This is a genomic window from Salegentibacter salegens (assembly GCF_900142975.1).
Lineage (GTDB): Bacteria > Bacteroidota > Bacteroidia > Flavobacteriales > Flavobacteriaceae > Salegentibacter > Salegentibacter salegens.
The window spans coordinates 110,418-132,493 of sequence record NZ_LT670848.1 but is presented as its reverse complement, the minus strand read 5'-3'; the positions used below and the strand labels follow the sequence as shown (position 1 = coordinate 132,493).

The following is a 22,076-nucleotide window of genomic DNA, read 5'->3' as shown; positions in this document are numbered from 1 at the left end:
TTGCTCCTCTTTAGTGATAATTTCAGGGTCCAGCATCAGGCTGGTTTCATTATGATAATATTTTTATGCCTCCGGGATTGATTTTTGATAAATGCAGGTCGAAGTCTATATTTTTATCCTGGTAAAATTCCTGAAATTCGGCTTTTACTTTTTCAGCTACGGTATCGCCTTTGCACATAGCAAAAACCGAAGGCCCGGAACCCGAAATCCCGAAACCAAGTGCGCCATTGGCTAAAGCCAAAGCCTTCAGTTCGTCGAAATATGGAATCAAAATTGAACGAACCGGTTCAATAATTTCATCTTTTAAACTTCTGCCTAAAAGTTCATAATCCTGGGTATAAAGTGCACTTACCAGCGCAGCCAGATTCCCCCACTGGCTAATTGCTTTTTTCAATTCTACATTTTGCCTAATTACCGACCGGGAATCCCTTGTTTTCAGTTCGATTAATGGATGAAGCACCAACATTCGCAATTCTGGCAAACTTGGTAAACTAATTATTTCAAGAGGTTCGTAACTTTTAACCAGGCTAAAGCCGCCCAAAAGGGCCGGTGCTACATTATCAGCGTGAGCATTTCCGCTGGCCAGGCGTTCGCCTTCCATCGCAAATTTTATCAATTCATTTGCTGAAAAAGGTTCTCCCAGTAATTTGTTGATCCCAAAAACGGCACCTGCAGCGCTCGCAGCACTACTACCAATTCCGCTGCCAGCTTTGATATTTTTCTTTATTTCAATATCAAATCCTTGTTTTTCATCTAATTCTGCTAAGAGTGCTTTCGCCGAAACCCCGGCCACGTTTTCATCAATACTTAAAGGCAACTCCTGACCGGTGATTTTAGTGATTCTTAGCGTTTGTTCTGAATTTTTTGAAATAATCATCTCATCACCAACCCCGTCTAAGCAACAGCCCAAAACGTCGAATCCGCAGGAAAGATTGGCCACCGTTGCCGGTGCAAATAGTTTTATTTTATCCATACCTATTTCTTTCCTATTCTTATTACATCGGCAAATATTCCTGAGGCAGTAACTTCTGCTCCTGCGCCAGCACCTTTAACAATTAGAGGTTGTTCAGGATAACGCTCTGTGAAGAATAACACGATGTTATCGCTACCACTCAAATTATAAAATGGATGCTGAGAATCTACCGATTGTAGTCCAACAACAGCTTTTCCGTCTTCCAGTTGCGCCACGTATTTTAATTGTTCTCCTTTTTCTTCTGCCGATTTATAGATTTCCTGAAATTTTGGTTCATCTTTTTTCAGCAATTCAAAAAAGTCTTCATTATTAGTGGTTGCCAAACTTTCCGGAGAAAGAAAATCTTCACTTTCAATATCCTCCAATTCCATCTCGTGACCACTTTCGCGGGCAAGGATTAGTATTTTACGCGCCACATCTACTCCACTCAAATCAATTTTTGGATCGGGTTCTGTATACCCTTCTTTCATTGCCATTTCTACCGTTTTATAGAAAGGATCTTCAGCTTTATAAGTATTAAATACAAAGTTTAAACTGCCAGATAGTACCGCCTGTATTTTAGTAACGCTATCTCCCGAAGCAACCAGGTTTTTTAGCGTGTCTATAATAGGTAAACCGGCTCCCACATTAGTTTCATATAAAAATGAAGCACCATATTCACGGGCTAAATTTTGCAATTCCTGGTAATTCTCAAAACTATCTGCGCAGGCAATTTTGTTACAGGTTACCACCGAAACCGAATTCGCAAGATATTCTTTATACCAGGCAGAAATCTCAGGACTTGCCGTATTATCTACAAAAATGCTATTTCGCAGGTTAAACTCGTCAACTTTTTTAAAGAATTCAGCTTTATCGGCTTTTTCTCCTTTTTCCAGAGCATCTTCCCAATTTTGAAGATCAATCCCATTCTCATCAAAAAGCATCTTCCTGGAATTAGATAAGCCGTGCACCCTTACTTTTAATCGTAATTTTTCCAGTAAGAATTTTTCCTGCTTCTTTAACTGGTTTAACAATTTGCTACCCACATTTCCAACGCCGGTAATAAACAAGTTGAGTTCTTTGGAAGGCACTTCAAAAAATTGTTCGTGTAAGGTGTTAAGCGCCTTTTTCACATCTTTCTTAGAGATCACAGCAGAAATATTACGCTCTGAAGATCCCTGTGCGATTGCCCGAATATTTATGTTATTATTCCCAAGGGCACTAAACATTTTTCCGCTTAAACCGTGATGACTCTTCATCCTGTCTCCAACAAGCGCTACAATTGCAACATTGTCTTCAATTTCTACCGGTTTTATTTTCTTATACTGAATTTCAACTTCAAAAGCCTCATCTAAAGCTTCCTTTGCAAGTTGTGCTTCATCATCTTTTACCGCGATACAAATACTGTGTTCTGAAGACGCCTGGGTGATTAAAACCACATTGATATTTTCCTGGAAAAGAACTTCGAAAAATCGTTTAGAAAAGCCCGGAATACCAACCATTCCACTGCCTTCAATATTAAGAAGTTGTATAGAATCTATGTGCGTAATCCCGGTAACCCAACGGAAATTTTTATCTGATGATTTGGAAATAAGCGTTCCAGTTTCATCGGGCTTAAAAGTGTTTTTAATTATGATATTAATTTGTTTATCCAACAAAGGCTGAAGTGTTGGAGGATAAAGCACTTTTGCGCCAAAATGTGACAATTCCATCGCTTCCTGGTAAGAAATATCTTTAAGAGGATATGCGTGTGGCACAATTTGCGGATTTGCCGTGTACATACCGTTTACATCGGTATAAATAAGCACTTCTTTTACATCTAAAGCCGCACCATATAGCGCCGCAGTAAAATCTGACCCGCCTCGTCCCAGCGTGCTGGGAACACCCTGTTCGTTTCTTGAAACAAAACCTGGTGCTATATACAAGGAGGCTTCTTTTGCTTCAAAATATTTTTCAATATTCGCATTTGTCTGCGCATAATTTACCTGTACTTTTTCGTTTGTATTTTTACAAACGATCAATTCTCTGGACTCAACATATTGAGAATTTACCCCGAGATTTTTGAAATATTCGGCAATAATTAGTGAAGACAAAACCTCGCCAAAACCGGCCACTACGTGACGGGTTTTATTCGATAGTTCGTTTAGCAAATAAACGCCTTCATATAAAGTTTCCAGACGGTTAAGTTCGGTTTTTACTTTGCTTAAAATACTGCTTTGAGCGTTTACAGGAATTAATTCCCGAACTGCTTCAAGATGTCTTTTTTCGTTTTTTACTAGAATATCTTTGTAAGCGAGATCTTCGCGGGAAGCGAGGTCTGCCATTTCCAGCAAATCGTTGGTAACGCCACCAAAAGCGGAAAAAACCACTAAGGTTTTATCTTCTTTTAAATGTTTTTGAACAATTTTTGCTACGAGTTTTATTCGTTCTGGAGAGGCCAAAGAGGTACCTCCGAATTTTAGGACTTTCATAAGTCAGATTGGTTAAATTAGAATGATTTTGTTTTAAAAAAACAGGCGTGTACGGAAGTGCTATGTGAAATTATACCCCAAAAGGGGTAATACGAATAATCGTCATGCCAGAAATGCCTACGTTGAAAACGCTTTTTGAAGTGCCGAAATTATTGCTTTCTGTAATCTTCATTTTTGACCTTATTCTGGTGATAAAAGTATATATTTTTAAGTGTAATAAAAACAAAAATGACAATTTGAGGGCAGAATTATGAATTTCTTTTTATTCAACAAAAAAAATACCCGATTAATAATTTAACCGGGTGTTTTTTCGTTTTATTTTAATAATTACTTAAAGATCACTTATATAACTTCCGTAGAGATCTTTAAACTGAACACCGGTGGCGAAACGATGTTTGCTTAGTTTCTTGTATTCTACCAAAGCCCAAAGCAAAAATTCTTTTAAAAAGTAAGAATCTTTCTTTGAAATTTCTGGCTGATACTTTTTAATCAATTCATTTAACGGTGCTACCGAATCCAGTTTTTCTTTGTATTCGGCATCAGAAAGATCGTCGGGTAGTTCAAAACCGCTTTGTTCAAAAAACCATTCTACCAAATCGTCGTAAGGTGTTATTTCGTCAGGCTTTTGCAGCTTTTCTATTTTTGGGAAATACTGCGGAAACAAAGTTTTTACAGCATCGCCAATTAATTGCAAAGCAACACTGGCCGCTCCTTCTTCTTCCCCTTCGTAAACAAGTTCCACTTTTCCGGTAATGGAAGGAACTACACCAAGAAAGTCGCCAAATCTCAACAAGGTTTGATCCTCACCAGATTTCAGCGAACGTCTTTCTGCAGTACTTAAGAGGTTCTCGTAAGCGGTGATACTCAATCTTGCACTAATTCCGCTTTTTTCGTCTATAAATTCACTTTCACGAGCTTCAAAACTAATTTGCTCCAGTAGATCTTTGGCGAGTTCTGGAACGTAAACCAATTCACTTTGTCTTTTGTCTAGTTTTGCCTCCTGGGCGGTAATTGTTTTAGCAACTTCAATACTTTTGGGATAATGTGTTAAGATTTGGGAACCAATCCTGTCTTTTAGAGGGGTTACAATACTACCGCGATTAGTATAATCTTCAGGGTTTGCAGTAAATAAAAACTGAAGATCCAGTGGTAACCTTAATTTAAATCCACGAATTTGGATATCTCCTTCCTGCAGGATATTGAACAAAGCCACCTGGATACGCGCCTGTAAATCGGGGAGTTCGTTGATTACAAATATGCTTCTATTTGCTCGTGGAATCATCCCAAAGTGAATTACGCGATCATCGGCATAACTCAACTTTAAATTTGCAGCTTTAATGGGATCTACATCGCCAATTAAATCGGCCACAGTAACATCAGGTGTGGCGAGTTTTTCAAAAAACCGTTCTTCCCGATGTACCCAATTTATAGGGGTTTCATCTGCTTTCTCGGCTATAAGCTCCCTGGCGTAACGGGAAATAGGGTTTAAAGGATCGTCGCTAATCTCAGAACCCTGCACCACCGGCATATACTCATCGAGCAAATTGATCATTAATCGGGCTAACCTGGTTTTTGCCTGACCTCTTAAACCAAGTAAATTAATATTATGCCGTGATAGAATTGCTCTTTCCAGTTCCGGGATCACGCTATCTTCATAACCGTGAATTCCAGGAAAAGTAGGTTCGTTTTTCTTTATTTTTTCAATTAAATTTTCTCTAAGTTCCTCTTTAATACCCCGGCTTTTATATCCGGATTTTTTTAAATCGCCTAGTGTATTTATATTTTCTATTTTCATGTTTTTTATTTTTAATCCTGAATTAAGCCTCCGTCTGAATTTCTATCGAAATTCAGCCACCTCCCTTTGAAAAAGGGAAGTGCTTCAAGTGGTTCTAAAATTATTTTTAATTTCCTTTAATACTGTAGGTAGAAAGTCAAATACCATTTTATTTTCAAAACGAATAACTTTAAATTCTATACCTTCTAAATATCCAGTTCTTTTTAAATCTCTTTCTTCTGTTGCTGAATTTAAATGTACTCCTCCATCAAGTTCTATAATCAATTTTTCTAAAGCACATTAAAAATAATTTCCAATACTATAGCTGTCTTGTAAATCGCTTTCCTTCCAGTCTTCGGGCTTTTAAAAAATTCCATAAAAAGGCTTCGGCTGGAGTCATATTTTCTCGAAGCTTTCTTCGGTAGGCTTTTAATTCTTTACGGGTATGGATTTTATTATTTTTCAATTTATCATTTTTATTTGCTCCCCTCTTTAGATAAAGAGGGGAAGTTTTGGTTGCAAACCAAAACAGGGAGTTTGACTTCTACTAATTCCCCCTAATCCTTTTTTTCCTATTCGTTTCGTAATCTTCAAAAATCATTTCTCCAAGACCTTTAAGGCCCGTGTAGAAAGCTTTACCTTGATTGGCATAAGTAAATTCTCTAACAAACTGCATTAAATATGGATCTTGCGCGATCATAAATGTGGTTATTGGAATATGTAATTTACGGGCCTGACGAGCCATCGTGTAACATTTTCCAAGTATATAAGGATCAAGTCCCATACTGTTTTTATAATAAGAGCCGTCTCGTTCTCTTAAACAACTCGGTTTTCCATCGGTAATCATAAAAATTTGACGGTTGGTACTTCTTTTCCTTCTAAGAATATCCATAGCCAGTTTTAAACCGGCAACGGTATTGGTGTGATAAGGACCAACTTTAAGGTAAGGGAGGTCTGCAATAGAAACCGGCCAGGCGTCGTCACCAAAAACAATAATATCCAGGCTGTCTTTTGGATATCTGGTCGTGATCAATTCGGCTAGAGCCATCGCTACTTTTTTCGCGGGAGTAATGCGATCTTCGCCATATAAAATCATACTATGGCTAAGGTCTATCATTAAAACGGTGCTCATTCTGGATTTGTAATGGGTTTCTTCTACCACCAAATCCTCTTCTGTCATATTAAAATTTCCGATGCCATGGTTAATTTGCGCATTCCTAAGACTTTCGGTTACCGAAATCTTATCGGGCGAATCCCCAAATTGAAATTCCCTAAAATCACCGGTATGCTCGTCTCCCCTGCCTACGTGGTTTGTTCTATGGCTTCCGGAAGCGCTCTTCTTCAATTTTCCGAAAATTTGGTCTAAAGCCTGCTTTCTAATGGCGCGTTCGGTTTTGGCAGTAATTGCCATTCCGCCGCCTTCTTCTTCGGTTTCTTCTTTTATGTAACCTTTCTTTTTAAGGTCTTCCACGAAATCATCTAGCGTATAATCTTCTGTAGATAATTTATATTCCTCGTCCAACTGTTTCAGCCAGTCTAAAGCTTCGTCTAAATCGCCTGAGGTATGAGTGATGAGTTCCTTAAAAACTTCGAACAACCTGTCAAATGGTGATTTATCAGGTTCTTCAAACTTATTAAAAACAAATCCGCTGCCTTGCCTGTAATCTTTCTTCTTCATATTCTAAAATTACAGTATTTTAGGTAGAATTGGAAAATCTTTAGCTCCAACAGTGATTAAACTTATGTTAATCTATAAATTTGTACGTCTTATAATTGAGCTTTATATTGTTATTCTTTTCTTAAATACTTCAACAATTACTATGGAGTTTAGAGATTTGAAGATTATTGACCCTTGAATTATAGATTGATGAAAAAAATAGTACTTATACTTTTTTGTTTATGCTTTATTTATAATTCTTGGTCCCAGGATTCCCCCTATAAAAACAATACCTGGAAAGATGGAGCTTATATTGCCGGAACCCTTGACTTAAACGTATTAGGATTTACATTTATTCAAAATAAGGAATCACTTACTGAAGTTGAACTAGCCGCTTTAGATAAAAATGATATTGCAGGAATTAATCGTTGGGCAGCAGGAAGTTATTCTGAAAAAACTGATGCTGCAAGTTATATTCCATTTTATGCCGCACTGGCAATGCCACTGGCCTTTTTACCTAGCGAGGCCGAAAGAAAGAATTTTGGCCAAATAAGCGTTCTATTTGTTGAAACTATGGCAACTACCGGAGTTTTTTACACTATGACTGCAGGCTTAATAGATAAAAGCATACCCCTGGTTTATAACGAAGATCTTCCTTTAGGGGAACGTGTTGAGGGTGGTGCCCAGCGATCTTTCATTGCAGAACATACAGGCGTTGCTGCTGCCGGTAGTTTTTTTGCAGCTAAAATTTTTAATGATTTTCATCCAGATTATAAGGCTATACCTTATGTATGGGGAGGAGCGACGGGAATTTCGGTTTTAATGGGTTATTTGAGAACTAAAGCGGGTAAACATTTTTTAACCAATAATATTGCCGGTATGATAGTAGGTGCTGCCAGCGGTATTTTAATTCCTGAATTACATAAAAAAGGAAAAGAAAATATTGACGTGTATCCTACAGCCAGCTTTAATGTTAATTGGCATAAACACCAGGGGCTTTGCCTTTTCTTATAAGTTTTAAGCTAATATTCTATTCTATGGAAATTTCAGAAATAATAATGCTTGTTTTTTGTGGACTGTTTTTAATCCCCAGTCTCGCATCTGCCACCCGCTTTGACCAGTGGTGGATACGTGCTTTCGACTTTCCCCGTCTTCAAATTTCAATACTAATTATCGCGCTTATTATTATAGCTATTTTCGTTTTTGATTTTTCTGTATCAATTCATTTTATCGCTATTGGCTTACTAATCTTAAGCCTAATCTATCAACTTTACAAAATTTTCCCCTACACCTGGTTGGCGAAAAAAGAGGTCATGAAATTTGAGGATGGCGATCCCACCGATAATATCTCAATATTAGTGAGTAATGTGCTTACACCCAATAAAGATTATCACAAACTTATTGAAATTGTAAACAGAAGGCAGCCTGATATTTTACTCACTTTGGAATCTGATAAAAATTGGGAAGACGCACTATTAGAAATTGAAAAAGATTATAAATACTGCGTTAAAGTCCCACAGGAAAATCTCTACGGAATGCATTTATACTCTAAACTTAAGTTAGAGGAAACCGAGATTAGATATTTAGTAAAAAATGATATTCCTTCTATTCACGGGTTTGTACGTTTAGATGATAATACCAAAATTAGGATTCATTGCATGCATCCAAGACCCCCAAGTCCTTCTGAAGCCGCTACTTCCACAAATCGTGATGCCGAATTATTAATGCTGGGAAGAGATGTAAGGGAAGAGGATAAAAGTGTTTTGGTTTTTGGCGATTTAAACGATGTGGCCTGGTCAAGGACCACCCGATTATTTCAACAATTGAGCGGTTTATTAGATCCAAGGATTGGCAGAGGCTTTTTTAATACTTTTCACGCCGATTACCGCTTTTTTAGATGGCCATTAGATCATGTTTTTCATAGCAATGATTTTACTTTAATAGAAATTGCTCGAGAAAAGCACATAGGCTCAGATCATTTTCCTATGTACATCAAATTGAATTTTGAACGGCAGGCAGAAGAGGAACAAGATAAACCTGAAGCCGAAGAAGAGGAAAAAGAATGGGCGCAGGATAAAATTGATGATGCCGAACCACGGGAAAAAGAGGTTTAAACCCGCTCAAAGAAATGACTTATTTCTGAAATTTCTTTAATATTCTCACAATCTAAGGCAGAGATAGGTTTTTCTATAAAGGCACGAACTGTGCTATATTTTTTAGCTCTATTTTTGTCTTTGCTATCTATAGAAGAAGTGACCATAATTATGTGGTAATTAGATTTCTCTTCGTGACTTTCTAAACAATTTAAAAATTCCCAGCCGTTCATTTTAGGCATATTTATATCTAAGAGAATAAGGTATTCTTTTTGCTTTTTACGCTGTTGCTCTTCAATTATATAATTTAAAGCATCTACAGCTGCGCTAAAGCTAATTGGATTTGAGGCGATCTCGTGATTGCTTACCATTTTCTTTTGGATAAAAACCACAATTTGATCGTCGTCTACGATAATTACTTCAAGCATTTTAAAAGATTTAGGGCAGGCAAGAGCTTAAAATTCTTCTTCAGTTTTATTCGTAATCCTTCTAACCACCTTATCAAGCTCTTCAGCCGAATTTAAGATATTATCTATGATTTCCTCAATATTATCAAGGTTATTTTTTTGATTTTTTAATAAATCTATCAAACCCATAATTCTTGCTAAAGGGGCCCTAACCACATGAGATTGCGTCCAGGCAATTTCCCTAAGTCTTTCGTTGCTGCGCTCTATCGCATTAATATATTTTCTTCTTTCGGTGATATCCTGCATAGAGCCAATTATACGCGCTGGTTTGCCGCTAGCATCAATAATCACATAACTACGGTCAAGGATGTATTTATAGCTTCCGTCTGCACATTTAAATCTATATTCAATATTGAGCAATTTTTGTCCTCCTTCATAAATTTCTTTTGCAGCTTCAATTACCCTGGTTTGATCTTTAGGATGAATTCTCTCCTGCCACCATGCTCTTGAAGTTCCTAATTTATCCTGGGAATAACCAAAAATATCGTATATCGCGTTGCTATATTGAAAGTTATCTTTTTCAATATTATAATCGGTAATTAGATCGCTGGTAGCTTTGGCAACAATGTCATAACGTTCCAGGCTTTCCCTTAACTGTTTTTCCTGCAACTTAAAATTGGTAATATCCCTGGATGTTGCCACCAATCCATTTATTGCCGGATCGTCTCTTAAATCGCTTATTATAGTTTCTAACCAGCGCCACTGTCCAGAACCATCTTTGTACCTGTAAGAAGGCAATTGAAGGGATTTTACCTTCCCTATATACACAATCTTTTCTTCAATTTGTGCCCGGTCTTCCCTATGTATAAATTGAAAGGCATCCCTGCCTTCCAGGTTTTCAGGATTTACCCCTAAAATATTCTTTGCACTGGGGCTTACATATGTATAATGATAATTTTCATCCAGGATACTTATTAAATCACTGCCGTCCTGTACCAGGGCTTTAAAACGTTGCTGACTGTGTTTTAACTTTTCTTCAGCCTTAAGTTTTTCGGTTATATTATGCGCAAGGGTAACCCGTGCTTCGCGGCCACCAAATAGAATAGGATTACTTTGCACTTCTATGTAAAGAATTTCCCTATTTTTTGTGTGATGCTGTACCTTAGCCGTAAACAAATCGTGAAAATTCTCGTCCACGATTTTCTCAATGCTATCTTCTTCAGCGGCCCATAGATCTCTCACCGTCATTTGCATAAATTCTTCCCGGGAATAGCCATAAAGTTCAATTGCTGCCTGGTTTACACTTAAAAATTCCAGACTATGCCTGTCTAAGACCCACATAGGCAAGGGACTCGATTCAAAAAGGGTGCGATATTTTTCTTCAGATTCATAAAGCTGTCGCTGCACCTTTTTACGCTCCATACTGTAATGGATGCTTTTTGAAAGATTAGAAGCATTAATTTCATCTTTCAGCAAATAATCAGAAACACCCCAGGAAAGTGTTTTCACACCATAGGCTTTGTTAGTATATCCTGTAAGTACTATCACCGGCGTTCCATTAGATAAAGCCAGGATTTCTTTTACAAGAATTTCAGTGTCCTTAATATCTGGAAGCGATAAATCGAGTAGTATAGTATCGTAATTTGAAGAAGCCTGAAGGAGCTCTTTCGCCCATTTAAAGGTTTCAGCGCGCTGTAATTTCAGGGCATTGTGTTCTTCAGAAAGATAGTCTTCAATAAGAATAAAATCACCCGGGTTATCCTCAATAACTAAAATTTTTAATTCCCCGGAATTTTTCCTCATTTAAAACAATTTTAAAATAATTAAGTAAGAATTTATTAGCTGAGTGAATTAGGTTAGATCAGGTTCATAAGGTTTAAAGGTGAAAAATTAAAGATCCCAAAATATACATCGCAACATTAAATCTCGCATACGCTGTAAATATACTAAAATTGTTTTGGGATTGTAAAATAAAAGCTGCTCCCTTCACCAAGGTTGGAGTCTACCCATATTTCACCACCAAAATTGTCTACAATCTTTTTGCAAATTGCCAAACCAATTCCTGTACCTTCATATTCTTCCCGCCGATGCAAACGTTGAAAAATAACAAATATTTTTTCTTTGAATTCGGTTTCAATTCCTATACCATTATCACTTATTCTAAACTCCCAGTATTTTTCTTTTTCTAAGGCCGAAATTCTAATTTTTGGAGCCCTTTCTTTTGAATAATATTTTAAAGCATTCCCAATTAAATTTGAAAATAATTGTTTTAAAAGTGGCTCTTCAACTTTCAACTTTGGAAGCGAATCTATTTCAATTTTAGCTTTTTTATCTTCAATACATTTTTTTTGAAGCGATAAAACTTCTGAAACTAAATTTTCAATATTTACGGCGGTAGCTTCATTCGGTACCCTACCCACCTGGGAATATTCCAGCAAATCTAAAATTATTTGTCTCATTCGGGTTGCACCATCGTGTGCAAAATAAATATACTGCTGTGCCTTTTCGTCTAGCTTATGATTGTACTTTTTCTTAAGCTGAGTAAGAAAACTAGTCACCATTCTTAGAGGTTCCTGGAGATCGTGGGAGGCGATATAGGCAAATTGCTCCAATTCTCTATTAGATAATGCAAGCTCTTCAGTGTGTTTTTTTAATTCCTGATTTAATGATTCTAATGCTTCTTCTTTTTGCTTTATTTCAGTAATATTCCTGGAAATCCCCACCAATCCTTTTTTATTATCTCCAAACTTAAAGGGCACTTTGGTTAAAAGGCTATGATCTATTTCATTATTAAAATTTCTAATAATATCTTCTCGATTTATAATCGGGACCCCCGAATTCATCACCCGCGTATTATCATCTATTATTTCTAAAGCTTCTTCTTCTGAAAAGAAATCTTTGGGATTTAATCCCAAACTGTTTTCTTCATTTTCAGCACCTAAATAATTTCTGTAAAAACCATAATTGGTTAAAATTGTTTCGTGGTTTTGGTTCACTACAAATATATGATCTGGAATATAATCTATAATTGCCCGGAACATATTGCGCTCTTCCCTTAATTTTTGTTCAATTTCAACTTGTCGGGTTACATCCTTCGCTATGCCATAAACGCCGGTTATTTTTTTATTAATATAAATGGGGAAATTAGTTACTTGCAAAAGTTTTTTTGAACCCTTAAAGCTTATAAAACCAGTTTCGTAGTGCTGAATTTCTCCTGAAACGGCCTTAGTAAAATGATTAATCACTTTTGCTTTATCTTCGCTTGGAATTAAAGATAAAAAGTTTGTTTTCAATGCCTTTTCCCGTGATCCTTCCGCGAGTTTCATAGCACTATCATTAATACTTAAAAAATTTCCTTCTAGATCAAAGGAATATACTGCATCAGGATTATAATCGAATAAAGATTGAAAGGCCTGCTTAATGTTTTCAGTAATTAATTCCTGATTTTTTCTGGCTGAAATATCTATAATTGCAGTACTTGTTCTCTTCTCCCCATTATGATTGGTATAAATAACCGAATGTATTTCACATGGAAAAGTTTCACCATTTTTCTTTACACCGGTTAATTCATGCCTTAATTCCCCAGCCAAATTCCTCTGCTCCAACGCACTCTTTAAATCTGCATTTTTAAGTACAATATCTTCCCGGCTTAAATGCTTGAATTCTTCAAAAGTATAACCGAACATTCTACAAGCGGCTTTATTAACTTCTATAACCGGCCCTGTTGGATCTGACAGAAAAATTGCCAGCGAAGAATTCTCTACGATATTCTTTGCCTGGATAATACTTTCTGGTAATAAAGATTTTTGGGTAGGAGTTAATTTTAAACATAGAGAAAAAGCTTCAACATTCCCTTCCACATCTAAACAAGGGCTACAGGTTATTTCTAAATTTTCTATTTCTGAAAATGAATAAAGATTTTGAAAAACAGCATCGCTGGAGATAAAGTCGTTTTGGAATTTTGTAGATATTTCTGAAGGAAAAACTTCGGTTATACTTAGTTGATTTTTTAAGTTTTTATCAAAGTTATTTTTCACAAAAACTTCAGCATAAGAATTCCAGCTTATAATCTTATATACTTCGTTTATTTTTAATAAAGACGCAGTTATTTGCCTCATTGGGGGTGAAGTTTCGAGTTGCCGGGTTTTATAAGAATGATTTGGAAACAGAAATCCCCGCGCCAAAATTAGTTCCTTCAATTTCACTAAAATCAGCTCCCAACTGCAGGTTTAAATCAACTACGTTTTGAAAAATATTTAAATCTAAATAAGTAGAAAGAACGTGGTGCTCGTCTATATTTCCACCACCCTTTGCGCCGTAATTTTGTCTAAAACTCCCTAGGAATTTGTAAGGAATTTTACTGAAAGCCATTCCGCTTAAACCAATATGGTGAACAAGTACCTTATTATTAGTTATTCTAAACCTATCTGGGCCCAGTGTAATAAACGGTAGACCTAAAACCCTATTCTCATAGGTCCATCCAGAGCGATACAGGTTATTATTAAAATAATTATCCTGACCATCTGTTGTTGGGGTGTTCTTACTCTGGTTTTTAGTATAATAAAATTCGTACATCACCGCCTGAATCCAGGAATCTATAGCTGCTGTAGGATCTTCAATAAAAACCCCATAGCGGCCATCGGGTGTATTTCTAAGTAAACTTCCAGAGCCATCTTCGAACAAATGATTGTAAATAATTTCAACATTATAATCGGCCAAAATAGTCTTGATATTTATCTCGTAACTTCCTAAATGATTTCCTAACCCATTAATTTCCTGTTCTGAAACGCCATCGCCGGTATTATCTCCCACGCCTTTTCCAGTTACTACTCTAGTATAAGCCTCAAAATCTGAAGGCAAATCACCCAAATCTGGGTGAGTGCCGCCCCACTGCACAAAATGCCTTAAACCTGCGGAAATTTGGAAACGTGGTGAAGATTTATAAACCAGATGAAAACTTTTATGATGAAGCCTGGTGTTTTCTACATAGCGCTCATCATCCATAAAATATTCTTCCAGGGAAGCTTCAAAACCGAGTCCGCGATTGTCTTTAAAAAATATAGGTCGCTGTGTGAAAAACCGTATGCCGGGAAGTGGCCTCGCATTTAAAGACCATAAAACACTCTGGTTTGTAGCACTTAGGCCTTTATATAATTCTTGACGTTGTTTGCGACCTGCTACAATTCCCAACCAGGAATTATTAAAAGCCAGGTAAGCCTCGTCTAATTGTAATTTATCTGCATAACCGTCTTGATAAAGCGCTCCCACGCCTACTTCTAAATTCGCATTTTCAGAAAACCTATAAGTTCCCGCAACAGTTGCTAAACCAGAGAAATTAGTAAATTCGTCTATTCTACCGCGCTGATTGGTATGCAACCAAAAAGGAGAATTGCCTTCGCTAAACAATAAACCGGTAGCACTTACATTACCCCGGAAGTCTATTTGTTGGGCATTAACCGATAAGAACAGTAAAAAAAATGAAATGGTAATAAAATAGTGTTTCATAAGTAGGTTTTAAGACATTTTAAATATGCTTAATTTGATTTAAAAATATGTAATTTTATGCTTCTAAAACTCAGAAATGCTATCCATTTTTCAGAAAAAAATATTTTTAGCCGATTTACTGGAAGGTTTTACCGATTTCCATAATCATTTATTGCCCGGAATAGACGATGGGGCTAAAGACGTTATTGATTCCTTAAGTATGATTAAGAAGTTCAATGAATTTGGAGTGAGAAGCTTTGTGACCAGCCCGCACGTAATGGGAGAATTTTATCCAAATACACCAGAGACAATACTTCCAGCTTTAGAAAAAATAAAAAAAGATTTACCTGACGGAAATTCAATAAAAGCTGCCGGGGAATATATGATGGATCAATTTCTAATAGATCAGCTGGAGAATGAAAGTGTTTTAAATGTGGTAGATAATTATGTTTTAGTTGAAATGTCGTATTTCCAGGCACCAATTAATTTAGCTGAAATCCTTTTTAAAATTCAAAATAAAAATCTGAAACCAATTTTAGCTCATCCGGAGCGGTATGCGTTTTACCACGGAAACAGCCTTAATAAGTATGAGGATTTAAAAGCAAGAGGCTGTAAATTTCAGCTCAATATGCTTTCCCTTAGTACTCACTACGGAACGGGAATTCATAAAAAAGCATTACAACTACTGGAAAACGGTATGATAGATTTTATTAGTAGCGATGCACACCGTATTGAACACCTTGAAAAAATTGAAAATCTAAAGTTGAAGAAAAATCAGCTCAGGTTGATTGAACCAATAATTGAAAAATCCAAAGCTTTGTTTAGTTAGACAAAACTTTGAATTTACAATTCGATATAAAATTTAGAATGTATCCCCTTTTACTCATAGAAGTGAATTTATGAAAAAATCGTCATGCTGAACTTATTTCAGCATCTAACACAAATAGTACCTACCACTCAACTTAGACCCTGAAACCAGTTCAGGGTGACGTTAACGTTTTAAAGTATGACTGTTTACGTATACTGAAAAAATTTAGCCTAGGAAACCTTATTTATTTCCAGACATTCTATTTTTTATTCGCTGCCAGCGTGATTCTTTATCCACACCATAGCCATAACCATATCCATAGGAATAACCATATTTTGCTCCGTAAGAAAATTTAGAATAATCTACGTCGTTCAAAATAATTGCCGGGCTTTTAATTTTCCCTTGTTGCTTGAGTTCTTTCGGGAAATCTAGCATTTTTTTATCGGTTAGATCTGCTCGCACTACATAAAGAGTAGTATCAGCCAACGGACTAATAAGTAAGGTGTCGGTAACAATCATAGTCGGTGCTGTATCTACAAGTACATAATCATATACTTTAGACGCATATTTTATAAGCTGCTCCATACGATCGTTCATCAGCAATTCTGCCGGATTGGGAGGAATTGGTCCTGAAAGCACCATGTCAATCTTTATACTCCCACTTTGATCTTTAGAGATTATTTGGTCTTCAGTGACTTCAAAATCATAAAGGTAATCAGACACTCCTTTTTCACCCATAGCGACATCGGCATAACGATGCAATTTCGGGTTTCTAATATCGGCTCCAATCAAAAGAACCTTTTTACCAGTACTCCCCAAAGTTCTGGCCATGTTATAGGAAACAAAAGTTTTTCCCTCCCCCTTTATAGTAGAGGTTATAAAAATCACTTCACCTCGATCCTTATCTTTATTTTGAATTAAGTAAGCAAGGTTGGTTCTCAAAATTCTAAAAGACTCAGCCAAGGGAGAACGATCGTTGAGTTCTATTTGTTCACTTTGGTCACTGGTAATCCTTGGAACCTCACCAATAAAAGGAATGTGTTTAATCAATCCGCTCAATTCTCCTTTATGATGAACTCTAGTATCCAGCATATCTTTAAGGAAAATTATGAGAATTGGAATGATCAACCCAATAATAAAACCACCCACTAAAATAAGCCAGGGCTTAGGGTCTACGGGCGCATTATTGGTAAAGGCTGCATCAATAACCCGAGCAACGGAAGCAGTTGCAGCAAAAGAAATTGCGGCTTCTTCCCTTCTCTGCAAAAGAAACAAATAAAGTTGTTCTTTAATTTCCTGTTGTCGCTGAATGCTTCGCATTCCTTTTTCCAAACCTGGGAAGTTACTAAACTGGCCCTGTGCGACATTTTCCCTTTGATTAAGCTCTCTTAGACGCACATTAAGAGAACGCCTAGTGCTTTCTATATTTTCATAAAGGTTTTCTCGTAAACTATCCAGTTGCTCGGTTATGGTTTCTACGATAGGATTTTTTTCAGTTCCGGCTTTCAAATACATATTACGCTCCATGACCAGCGTATTATAAGAAGTTATTAAACCAGCAACTCCCCCTTCGCTTATTCCAACTTCTGGCAGTAATTCATAATTGCCTTGGTTTCTTAAAACTTCTTCTATTGATTCAAGAAGGGAAAGTTCCGTTTCAAGACCAAAAATTTCCTGTTCCGCTGCAGAAAATTTTGATTGAAACTCTGATGCTCCACTAGAAATATCCATCAAACGATTCTCTCGCTTAAATTCGGCTATTCCACCTTCTACAGAATCTAATTCAGTTGTAATCATTTCAAGCCTATCCTGGATAAATTGAGTCGTATTCTCTGCAACTTCCTGCTTATCTTCAATACCTTCCTCGTTAAAACGTTCCATTAATTTATTAAGGAAATCTTCTGATTTTCCTGAAGATGCATGAACTAAACTTAAGGCTAAAATATCCTTGGCCTGACCCTTTTGGGATATTTGCAATTTAGAAATATACTCTGCAGCCACCGCCCTTAGCGATTGAATTCTTATATTTACAGGACTAGTTTTTCTAAATGTTCCTTCTTCTCCTCCTGATTTTGGTAAAATAGTGAATTGAATATTATCTAATTTAATCACTTCACCAATACTATGATCTTTAGAATATCCACTGGCCTCCTCTTCCAGTTTAAAAGAAGTATCTGAAGTAGGAGTAACTATGAGATTTTTTGAGATAGAATGGATAATACTATCAGGGGTAATGAACTCAATTAAAACAGGGCTTGATTTATAAGCCTCAACAGTAATCACATTTCCCTCTATGAAATAGCTTACGTTGTGGTTTAATTCATCCACAACACTTTCAACCAGTTGTTTAGATTTTAATTTTTCTATATGGTTTTGTATGCCGTCATCTTCCAGTGAAAAAATAGCTCCGCCTCCAGATGGGGTAGCGTTCATAGCATTTTTTTCCTGATCGTCCACGATCATCATCGTGGCTTCCGTACTATATTTTGGAATAGTATATCTATTGTATAAATAGGCTATTAAACCTCCAATAAGAAACCCCAAAAGAATCCATTTCCAATAAGCTATATATTTGAAAATCTCTGCTTTTAAATCGAAGGTCGATTCTTCTTTCTCTTCAGTAAAATCGTTTAGTTCTTCCATTTAAAGACTATTAATTAAAAAGTAAAGACTAATTATAGTTGTACCCACCGAAACTATCCCCTGGTAACTGCTAAAGAAACCAGCTGATTTGACAGTTCTATAAGTAGGCTCTACATATACCAAATCATTTTGTTTCAAATAGTAGAACGGGCTATCAAAAAGGTCTGATTCAGTCATATCAATATATCCTACTGTTTTAACTCCGTTAACTTCCCGAATTATTTTAATATTTTCACGCTTACCATTGTAGGTAATATCACCACTCATTGCCAATAGCTCTGGCATGGTAACTCTCCCATCTGTAATTTGCACTCTACCGGGAGAACCTATTTCGCCTAAAATCGTTACACTAAAATTTACAATTCTAACATCAACCACTGGGTCTCTAACATATTCGGCGATTTGCTCTTCCAATTTTTCCTGAATCGCGGTTCGGGTTAGGCCTTCTACTTCTAAAGTTCCGAGAACAGGAAAATTTATGGTTCCATTTGGGCTTACCAGGTAACCGGTTAATGAGAGATTTTGGCCACCCCCGCCGCCGCCAGAACCCTGCCCTTGACTATTCATTTGAAAAGGAGCTACGATTTCTTGGTTAACCGAAGAGGAAGAAACGTTAATCCTTAGCACATCATTACGCTCTATTTTGGGTTCATAATCTAAAAGATTTTCTTTTCCCTCAAGACTTTGTGAATTATCAAAATAAACCACCTCATCTTTTGTGGCACAGCTTAAAACACTAATCGATACACTAAGAAGTAAAAACGCTCTACTAATTTTCCCAATCATTAATTTATCTTTTATCACTTATTACTTCTTCTTTATTATCCAGACTTTCAAATAAGGAATTATTACTCTTAAATTCTGGAATCAGCATTTTTAATTTTTTCACCATCTTGTCGGCTTTTAGAGAATTCGCCGATTCAATAATACTTTCTATTCTATCACTAATCAGTTCATAGTCCCTAACCACTTCCTGGCCAATCATTATTTTTTTATGGTGGGTTGGTAGGGTTTTGCATTCATCATTCAATAATTCTTCATAAAGTTTTTCACCGGGTCTTAAGCCGGTAATCCTTACCTTAATATTCTTGTTTGGTTCGTAACCTGCAAGTTTAATCATTTTTATGGCCAAATCCATAATTTTAACCGGCTCTCCCATATCAAAAATAAAGATCTCTCCCCCTTTTCCCATAGCACCGGCTTCTAAAACCAGCTGACAGGCTTCGGGAATAGTCATAAAATATCTAATGATATCTGGATGCGTGATTGTCACCGGGCCACCTTTTTCTATTTGCTTTTTAAACAACGGCACTACAGAGCCATTTGAACCTAAAACATTCCCAAAACGGGTGGTGATAAATTTTGTGGTATCTGGATTTTCTTTAATGCCTGAATGATAAAGCGACTGTACATACATTTCCGCAGCTCTTTTGGAAGCTCCCATTACGTTACTCGGGTTCACCGCTTTATCTGTAGAAACCATTACAAAATGTGAAGCCTTATATTTTAAAGAAAGATCGGCCAGGTTTTTTGTTCCCTGGATATTTACAAAAACAGCTTCGTGCGGATTTTCCTCCATTAGAGGCACATGCTTATAGGCAGCAGCGTGATAAACTACATCAATTTGATGATTTTGGAACATGAGCTCCAAACGCTTAAAATTCCCTACATCGCAAATAATAAATTTGCAATTAAGCTCCGGAAATTTTGCGTTCACCTCAAGACTCAAAGAGTGTAGTGGTGTTTCAGCCTGATCGAGAATTATTAATTTCTTCGGATTATATTGCGCAACCTGCCTTACAATTTCGCTACCAATAGAACCTGCGCCCCCGGTTACTAAAATAGTTTTCCCGGTTAATTGTTCAATCTTATTTTCAGGATTAAGTCTAATGGGTTCGCGTTCTAAAAGATCTTCAATTTGAAGCGATTTTACCTTTTTGGCAATAGGTTGGGTATCTTCTCCCCAGGTAGAAATAACTGGCGCATTAAACACCTTTATATTATTTTCAAGACAATCTTTAACAAAAGCAAATTTTTCTTCTGCAGTAAAATTGTTTTCAGAAAGAATAATGGCTTCCGCTTTAACAGATTCAATCGCCTTGTGAATTTGAGCTGAATAATTAATTACCGGTTTATCCAGTAACCTAATACTTTTATTATGTCTTTCATTAATTAGAAAACCAACTATTTTAAACCTTCTTGGAATTTCGATATCAAGGGCACCTGCAATAGAAATTGCGTTTTCATCGGCTCCAAGAATAACTGCGTTCAGGATATCTTCGTTCTGACTAACTAATTTAAAATATTCGTAAATCTGTTTTACACCTAATCTAAATAGAAAAAGTAAAGAAAAGGAAATACATAAATTGATTAATAAACCGCCGACCAAAAAGATCTTTTTATCTATAACAAAGTAAGTTATATAATTGATTAGCATTAAGGTGATAAACGAACTAATTGTGGCCAATAATAGTTTTAGCGCATCTATATTAGAGGAATACCGAATAATCCCTGCGTAAGTTTTAAAAACGTAAAAATAGAAGGTATGTACCGCTATTACGATAAATGCCTTATCATAAAAACTGAGTATAGTATAGTAATTTGGAGTAAGGTCTACAATAATTAAAACGGTAAACAATGTAGAAAAGCTTTGTTCTAAGATGAATATGTCTTATATTTGTGTAAAACTATATAGATATGATACCTTCAGATTTCAGGGATTTTTTCGTTAATAGTCCAGCGACTGTTCAACAAGAGATAGTGGCTTCGTTGCTATCATTGTCTTTGCAAGAAAGTGAAGTAAAGGACAGCAACGAGGCAAAAGCAGTTACCTGTCCTCATTGCTCAGAAAAGCGTGTTCGTGCCAATGGCAAGCTCAAAGGCGTTCAACGCTATGTTTGCAATGGCTGTAAGAAGAATTTCAGTGAGACCACAGGTAAGTTTTGGTATAATATAAAAAAGAAAGAGAAGTTAAATCGGTATTTATACTGTTTGTTGTCGGGCTACAGTATCAGGAAAAGTGCAGAAGAGACGGAGATATCAATTCAAACGTCCTTTGATTGGAGACATAAATTGCTCACGTCATTTTCCAGTGTTTCGGTAGAAGAGTTTCAGGGCATAGTCGAAAGCGATGACCTGTTCTTTGCCTACTCAGAAAAAGGAGGACGTCATTTAGGTAGAAAACCGAAAATGCGAGGAGAAAAAGCAAGCAAAGCAGGCATAAGTGATGAAAAAGTAGCTGTAGTGGCAACTTGTGATAGATCTGGAAACAAAGACTTTAAAGTGGCCACAAGAGGTCGTATCAGTAAAGAGGATCTGAATAGAATACTTAAAGGGAAACTTGATAAAGCTGACGTACTCTGCAGCGACAGCCATAGAAGTTATGGTGCTTTTGCAAAAGCCAACACAATTGCCCATAAAAAGTTCAACACCTCAAAGGGACAGCGAACCGTAGATAAGGTGTACCATGTCCAGAATGTAAACAATATGGATATGAGATTGAGAAAGTTCATGGATTCTTTCAATGGGGTAGCTACAAAATACTTACAGAATTACTTGAATTGGTTCTTGGTACTTGAAAAAATCAAGAACTCAACCAGTAAAATGGCAACAGTTACAGCCATTGCCTTTGCTTCAAATAGCGCATGGTACGAGTACAAACAACAACTATTCAATATGCTAATTAGAACTTAGCCTTTTTAATCTATTCACTACATACCAAATGAGAGGCTGTGGACCAATTTTCATTAAAGATTTTCCCGGTAATCGGGAGCTTGACATCCTGGCC

At 36.5% G+C, this 22,076-nt stretch carries 18 protein-coding genes; 4 read left to right on the top strand and 14 right to left on the bottom strand.

What is annotated here, in order from left to right:
• Window positions 1-49: 49 nt before the first annotated feature.
• From B5488_RS00560 to B5488_RS00540, 6 genes are all read right to left on the bottom strand, one after another.
• On the bottom strand, window positions 50-973 hold the full coding sequence (locus B5488_RS00560; RefSeq protein WP_079733508.1) for a homoserine kinase: 924 nt from the start codon (window positions 971-973) through the stop codon (window positions 50-52).
• A gap of 2 nt (window positions 974-975) precedes the next feature.
• Window positions 976-3,423, bottom strand: coding sequence for a bifunctional aspartate kinase/homoserine dehydrogenase I (gene thrA / locus B5488_RS00555; RefSeq protein ID WP_079733507.1), 2,448 nt, complete (start codon window positions 3,421-3,423; stop codon window positions 976-978).
• Window positions 3,424-3,754: 331 nt separating this feature from the next.
• On the bottom strand, window positions 3,755-5,218 hold the full coding sequence (locus B5488_RS00550; RefSeq protein ID WP_079733506.1) for a magnesium chelatase: 1,464 nt from the start codon (window positions 5,216-5,218) through the stop codon (window positions 3,755-3,757).
• A gap of 84 nt (window positions 5,219-5,302) precedes the next feature.
• A complete protein-coding gene (locus tag B5488_RS18315; RefSeq protein WP_317041954.1) occupies window positions 5,303-5,482 on the bottom strand; it encodes a DUF559 domain-containing protein in 180 nt (59 codons plus the stop codon).
• Between the two features lie 34 nt (window positions 5,483-5,516).
• Entirely contained in the window at window positions 5,517-5,663 is a 147-nt protein-coding gene (locus B5488_RS18310) for a DUF559 domain-containing protein (RefSeq protein ID WP_317041953.1), read from the bottom strand.
• Window positions 5,664-5,744: 81 nt separating this feature from the next.
• Window positions 5,745-6,875, bottom strand: a complete 1,131-nt coding sequence (locus tag B5488_RS00540) for a vWA domain-containing protein (RefSeq protein ID WP_079733505.1) — start codon at window positions 6,873-6,875, stop codon at window positions 5,745-5,747.
• Between the two features lie 189 nt (window positions 6,876-7,064).
• On the opposite strand from B5488_RS00540, the gene B5488_RS00535 reads away from it, so the two are divergent.
• Both B5488_RS00535 and B5488_RS00530 read left to right on the top strand, forming a co-directional pair.
• Window positions 7,065-7,868, top strand: coding sequence for a phosphatase PAP2 family protein (locus B5488_RS00535; RefSeq protein ID WP_231919780.1), 804 nt, complete (start codon window positions 7,065-7,067; stop codon window positions 7,866-7,868).
• Window positions 7,869-7,891: 23 nt separating this feature from the next.
• A complete protein-coding gene (locus B5488_RS00530) occupies window positions 7,892-8,968 on the top strand; it encodes an endonuclease/exonuclease/phosphatase family protein (RefSeq protein ID WP_079736483.1) in 1,077 nt (358 codons plus the stop codon).
• Here the strand turns inward: B5488_RS00530 and B5488_RS00525 are convergent.
• The 4 genes from B5488_RS00525 to B5488_RS00510 all read right to left on the bottom strand — a co-directional run bounded on the left by B5488_RS00525 (window position 8,965) and on the right by B5488_RS00510 (window position 14,859).
• On the bottom strand, window positions 8,965-9,375 hold the full coding sequence (locus tag B5488_RS00525; RefSeq protein ID WP_079733504.1) for a response regulator: 411 nt from the start codon (window positions 9,373-9,375) through the stop codon (window positions 8,965-8,967). The two genes, B5488_RS00530 and B5488_RS00525, sit on opposite strands and share 4 nt — an antisense overlap.
• 27 nt (window positions 9,376-9,402) lie before the next feature.
• Complete coding sequence (locus tag B5488_RS00520; RefSeq protein ID WP_079733503.1) at window positions 9,403-11,157, bottom strand: PAS domain S-box protein; 1,755 nt, start codon at window positions 11,155-11,157, stop codon at window positions 9,403-9,405.
• Between the two features lie 143 nt (window positions 11,158-11,300).
• Window positions 11,301-13,472, bottom strand: a complete 2,172-nt coding sequence (locus B5488_RS00515; RefSeq protein ID WP_146128761.1) for a PAS domain-containing sensor histidine kinase — start codon at window positions 13,470-13,472, stop codon at window positions 11,301-11,303.
• A gap of 28 nt (window positions 13,473-13,500) precedes the next feature.
• Window positions 13,501-14,859, bottom strand: a complete 1,359-nt coding sequence (locus B5488_RS00510) for a capsule assembly Wzi family protein (protein WP_079733501.1) — start codon at window positions 14,857-14,859, stop codon at window positions 13,501-13,503.
• A 76-nt stretch (window positions 14,860-14,935) separates the two neighbouring features.
• Between B5488_RS00510 and B5488_RS00505 the strand changes: the two genes are divergently transcribed.
• Window positions 14,936-15,667: a tyrosine-protein phosphatase gene (locus tag B5488_RS00505; RefSeq protein WP_079733500.1), complete on the top strand. Its 732-nt coding sequence runs from the start codon at window positions 14,936-14,938 to the stop codon at window positions 15,665-15,667.
• Between the two features lie 219 nt (window positions 15,668-15,886).
• Here the strand turns inward: B5488_RS00505 and B5488_RS00500 are convergent, their stop codons facing one another.
• From B5488_RS00500 to B5488_RS00490, 3 genes are read right to left on the bottom strand one after another with little or no spacing between them, the layout of a single operon-like run.
• A complete protein-coding gene (locus tag B5488_RS00500; protein WP_079733499.1) occupies window positions 15,887-18,289 on the bottom strand; it encodes a GumC family protein in 2,403 nt (800 codons plus the stop codon).
• Window positions 18,290-19,075, bottom strand: coding sequence for a polysaccharide biosynthesis/export family protein (locus tag B5488_RS00495; protein WP_106197123.1), 786 nt, complete (start codon window positions 19,073-19,075; stop codon window positions 18,290-18,292).
• Window positions 19,076-19,079: 4 nt separating this feature from the next.
• Entirely contained in the window at window positions 19,080-20,927 is a 1,848-nt protein-coding gene (locus B5488_RS00490) for a polysaccharide biosynthesis protein (RefSeq protein ID WP_231919779.1), read from the bottom strand.
• Window positions 20,928-20,986: 59 nt separating this feature from the next.
• Here B5488_RS00490 and B5488_RS00485 point away from each other — a divergent pair, with 59 nt between their 5' ends.
• A complete protein-coding gene (locus tag B5488_RS00485) occupies window positions 20,987-21,982 on the top strand; it encodes an IS1595 family transposase (protein ID WP_079733415.1) in 996 nt (331 codons plus the stop codon).
• Here the strand turns inward: B5488_RS00485 and B5488_RS18370 are convergent.
• Window positions 21,968-22,069, bottom strand: coding sequence for a cytidylyltransferase domain-containing protein (locus tag B5488_RS18370; RefSeq protein WP_407690225.1), 102 nt, complete (start codon window positions 22,067-22,069; stop codon window positions 21,968-21,970). The genes B5488_RS00485 and B5488_RS18370 overlap by 15 nt on opposite strands.
• Window positions 22,070-22,076 lie beyond the last annotated feature (7 nt).

Excerpts from the sequence above, each read along its gene's own strand:
- B5488_RS00485 (WP_079733415.1), top strand. The coding sequence starts at position 20,987 with ATGATACCTTCAGATTTCAGGGATTTTTTCGTTAATAGTCCAGCGACT.
- B5488_RS00550 (WP_079733506.1), bottom strand. The coding sequence starts at position 5,218 with ATGAAAATAGAAAATATAAATACACTAGGCGATTTAAAAAAATCCGGA.
- B5488_RS00525 (WP_079733504.1), bottom strand. The coding sequence starts at position 9,375 with ATGCTTGAAGTAATTATCGTAGACGACGATCAAATTGTGGTTTTTATC.
- B5488_RS00530 (WP_079736483.1), top strand. The coding sequence starts at position 7,892 with ATGGAAATTTCAGAAATAATAATGCTTGTTTTTTGTGGACTGTTTTTA.
- B5488_RS00515 (WP_146128761.1), bottom strand. The coding sequence starts at position 13,472 with ATGAGGCAAATAACTGCGTCTTTATTAAAAATAAACGAAGTATATAAG.
- thrA (WP_079733507.1), bottom strand. The coding sequence starts at position 3,423 with ATGAAAGTCCTAAAATTCGGAGGTACCTCTTTGGCCTCTCCAGAACGA.
- B5488_RS00500 (WP_079733499.1), bottom strand. The coding sequence starts at position 18,289 with ATGGAAGAACTAAACGATTTTACTGAAGAGAAAGAAGAATCGACCTTC.
- B5488_RS00535 (WP_231919780.1), top strand. The coding sequence starts at position 7,065 with ATGAAAAAAATAGTACTTATACTTTTTTGTTTATGCTTTATTTATAAT.
- B5488_RS00560 (WP_079733508.1), bottom strand. The coding sequence starts at position 973 with ATGGATAAAATAAAACTATTTGCACCGGCAACGGTGGCCAATCTTTCC.
- B5488_RS18370 (WP_407690225.1), bottom strand. The coding sequence starts at position 22,069 with ATGTCAAGCTCCCGATTACCGGGAAAATCTTTAATGAAAATTGGTCCA.
- B5488_RS00495 (WP_106197123.1), bottom strand. The coding sequence starts at position 19,075 with ATGATTGGGAAAATTAGTAGAGCGTTTTTACTTCTTAGTGTATCGATT.
- B5488_RS00520 (WP_079733503.1), bottom strand. The coding sequence starts at position 11,157 with ATGAGGAAAAATTCCGGGGAATTAAAAATTTTAGTTATTGAGGATAAC.
- B5488_RS00540 (WP_079733505.1), bottom strand. The coding sequence starts at position 6,875 with ATGAAGAAGAAAGATTACAGGCAAGGCAGCGGATTTGTTTTTAATAAG.
- B5488_RS00505 (WP_079733500.1), top strand. The coding sequence starts at position 14,936 with ATGCTATCCATTTTTCAGAAAAAAATATTTTTAGCCGATTTACTGGAA.
- B5488_RS00510 (WP_079733501.1), bottom strand. The coding sequence starts at position 14,859 with ATGAAACACTATTTTATTACCATTTCATTTTTTTTACTGTTCTTATCG.